Source organism: Cyclobacterium plantarum, from assembly GCF_011290685.1.
Lineage (GTDB): Bacteria > Bacteroidota > Bacteroidia > Cytophagales > Cyclobacteriaceae > Cyclobacterium > Cyclobacterium plantarum.
Genome location: NZ_JAANYN010000025.1, coordinates 1643 through 4833, shown reverse-complemented (window position 1 = coordinate 4833; position 3191 = coordinate 1643). Strand labels below are relative to the sequence as shown.

Sequence of the window (3191 nt, the reverse complement as noted above, 5' to 3'; positions counted from 1 at the left end):
AAAAAAAGCCCTTGTGGTATCAACCAAAGGGCTTTTGAATAAATGAGGCGGCGACCTACTCTCCCGGGTGTAACCCCAGTACCATCGGCGCTGCAGGGCTTAACTTCTCTGTTCGGGATGGGAAGAGGTGGGTCCCCTGCGCCGGGCCGCCTATGTCTTTACGGGGCCCTGTGGGCTTGCCGTTAATCTCTTTTGTTCTTATATGACAGTGTCTCGCGGAAAATGCAATGTTTCAAAGGTGTTCAAGCTTTCGGGCTATTAGTACTGCTCGGCTTTGCCATCTCTGGCTTTACACCTGCAGCCTATCAACGTCATCGTCTCTGACGGCCCTGTTTGGAAGTCTCATCTTGGGGCGAGTTTCGCACTTAGATGCTTTCAGCGCTTATCTCTTCCCGACTTAGCTACCCGGCGGTGCAGTTGGCACCACAACCGGTACACCAGCGGTCGGTCCATCCCGGTCCTCTCGTACTAAGGACAGCCCCCCGCAGACTTCCCACGCCCGCAACAGATAGGGACCGAACTGTCTCACGACGTTCTGAACCCAGCTCGCGTGCCACTTTAATGGGCGAACAGCCCAACCCTTGGGACCTTCTCCAGCCCCAGGATGTGACGAGCCGACATCGAGGTGCCAAACCTCCCCGTCGATATGAGCTCTTGGGGGAGATCAGCCTGTTATCCCCAGAGTACCTTTTATCCTTTGAGCGACGGCCCTTCCATTCGGTACCGCCGGATCACTATACCCGACTTTCGTCCCTGCCCGGCATGTACGCCTCACAGTCAAGCCCCCTTATGCTATTGCACTCCACGCACGGTTACCAAGCGTGCTGAGGGGACCTTTGGAAGCCTCCGTTACTCTTTTGGAGGCGACCACCCCAGTCAAACTACCCGCCAAACAATGTCTCCCGATTCTCGGGATTAGACACCAGGCACACAGAGGGCCGTATTTCAACGTTGGCTCCACAACGCCTGGCGACGCCGCTTCATTGCCTCCGGCCTATCCTACACACCGTGTACCCGATGCCAATGTTAAGCTGCAGTAAAGGTTCATGGGGTCTTTCCGTCCCGTTGCGGGTACGCGGCATCTTCACCGCGACTACAATTTCACCGAGCTCATGGCTGAGACAGTGCCCAGATCGTTACACCATTCGTGCAGGTCGGAACTTACCCGACAAGGAATTTCGCTACCTTAGGACCGTTATAGTTACGGCCGCCGTTTACCGGGGCTTCGGTTCAACGCTTCCCACTTACGCAGTAACGTCCCCCCTTAACCTTCCGGCACCGGGCAGGTGTCAGGCCTTATACTTCATCTCTCGATTTCGCAAAGCCATGTGTTTTTGATAAACAGTCGCCTGGGCCTTTTCACTGCGGCTTCTCCATCGCTGGAGGAAGCGCCCCTTCTCCCGAAGTTACAGGGCCATTTTGCCGAGTTCCTTAGCCATGATTCACTCGAGCACCTTGGGATACTCTCCCCGACCACCTGTGTCGGTTTGCGGTACGGGCGCACATACGCTTAACGCCAGAGGTTTTTCTTGGAAGTTCTTACAGACACTATCCGATTGTCCGAAGACGCTCGGTACTATCAGGTTCGGCTAAAGATGCGCATTTAACTACATCTCAAATACCTACACCCTTCAACCCGGTATTCCGTCACCGGGCGGCCTTTTCATCACTCCGTCACCCCATCACCTGTATGTGCGGTATGGGAATATTAACCCATTTGCCATCGGAATCCCCCTTCGGGTTATCCTTAGGTCCCGACTGACCCTGATCCGATTAGCGTTGATCAGGAATCCTTGGTCTTGCGGTGTGGATGTTGTTCCCATCCATTATCGTTACTTATGCCTACATTTGCTTTTCCGGAAGCTCCACCATACATCACCATATGGATTCACCGCCGCCGGAATGCTCCCCTACCAATACTCCCAATAAATCGGGATATAGTCCTGCGCTTCGGTACCGCGCTTGATGCCCGATTATTATCGACGCCCTGCCGCTCGACCAGTGAGCTGTTACGCACTCTTTAAAGGAATAGCTGCTTCCAAGCTAACCTCCTGGCTGTCTCTGCAGCTGGACCGCCTTTGTTCAACTTAGCGCGGATTTCGGGACCTTAGCGGTAGGTCTGGGTTCTTTCCCTCTCGGACTTGGACCTTAGCACCCAAGCCCTCACTGCCGGTTCTGTAGCGTGGCATTCGGAGTTCGTCAGGATTTGGTAGGATGTGACTCCCCCTAGTCCTATCGGTAGCTCTACCTCCACGATACAATTCCCGACGCTGTTCCTAAAAACATTTCGGGGAGTACGAGCTATTTCTCAGTTTGATTGGCCTTTCACCCCTACCCACAGCTCATCCGGAAGCTTTTCAACGCTTATCGGTTCGGTCCTCCACTCTGTTTTACCAGAGCTTCAACCTGGCCATGGGTAGATCACTAAGTTTCGCGTCTGCCCCCACCGACTATTTCGCCCTGTTCGGACTCGCTTTCGCTGCGGCTCCCCGCGTCTACACGGTTAACCTTGCCGGTGAGGAGCAACTCGTAGGCTCATTATGCAAAAGGCACGCCGTCATCCTGACTAGTCAGGACTCCGACCGCTTGTAGGCGCACGGTTTCAGGTTCTTTTCACCCCGTTATTCACGGTACTTTTCACCTTTCCCTCACGGTACTCGTTCACTATCGGTCTCCAGGGAGTATTTAGCCTTACCGGATGGTGCCGGCAGTTTCAACCGGGATTTCTCCTGTCCCGGCCTACTCAGGATCCCCGCCTCTCTACAAATCATTCCCCTAAGGGACTCTCACCCTCTCCGGTCAGCCTTCCCAGACTGTTCGGGTCTCATTTGTATCGATTATGCAGGTCCTACAACCCCGCATATGCCGTAACATATACGGTTTGGGCTGTTCCGCGTCCGCTCGCCGCTACTGACGGAATCACTATTTGTTTTCTCTTCCTGCGGGTAATTAGATGTTTCAGTTCCCCGCGTTCGCTTTCTCCATCCTAAGATGGGAATACCCTGACAAGTCAGGGTGGGTTGCCCCATTCGGAAATCTGTGGATCGACCCGACTGTGCCGGTCCCCACAGCTTATCGCAGCTTGGCACGTCCTTCTTCGCCTCCTGGAGCCTAGGCATCCCCCGTACGCCCTTGTTCACTTGAACTCCCCATGTGCCCTTTTGCAAACACACAGGGTTCTTTTCGTCGTA

Annotated in this window: 2 rRNA genes; both read right to left on the bottom strand. The window is 54.3% G+C overall.

What is annotated here, in order from left to right:
• Window positions 1–42: 42 nt before the first annotated feature.
• Window positions 43–154: ribosomal RNA gene (rrf, locus tag G9Q97_RS24605) — 5S ribosomal RNA — on the bottom strand.
• Between the two features lie 84 nt (window positions 155–238).
• Window positions 239–3146, bottom strand: a 23S ribosomal RNA gene (locus G9Q97_RS24600).
• Window positions 3147–3191: the final 45 nt, after the last annotated feature.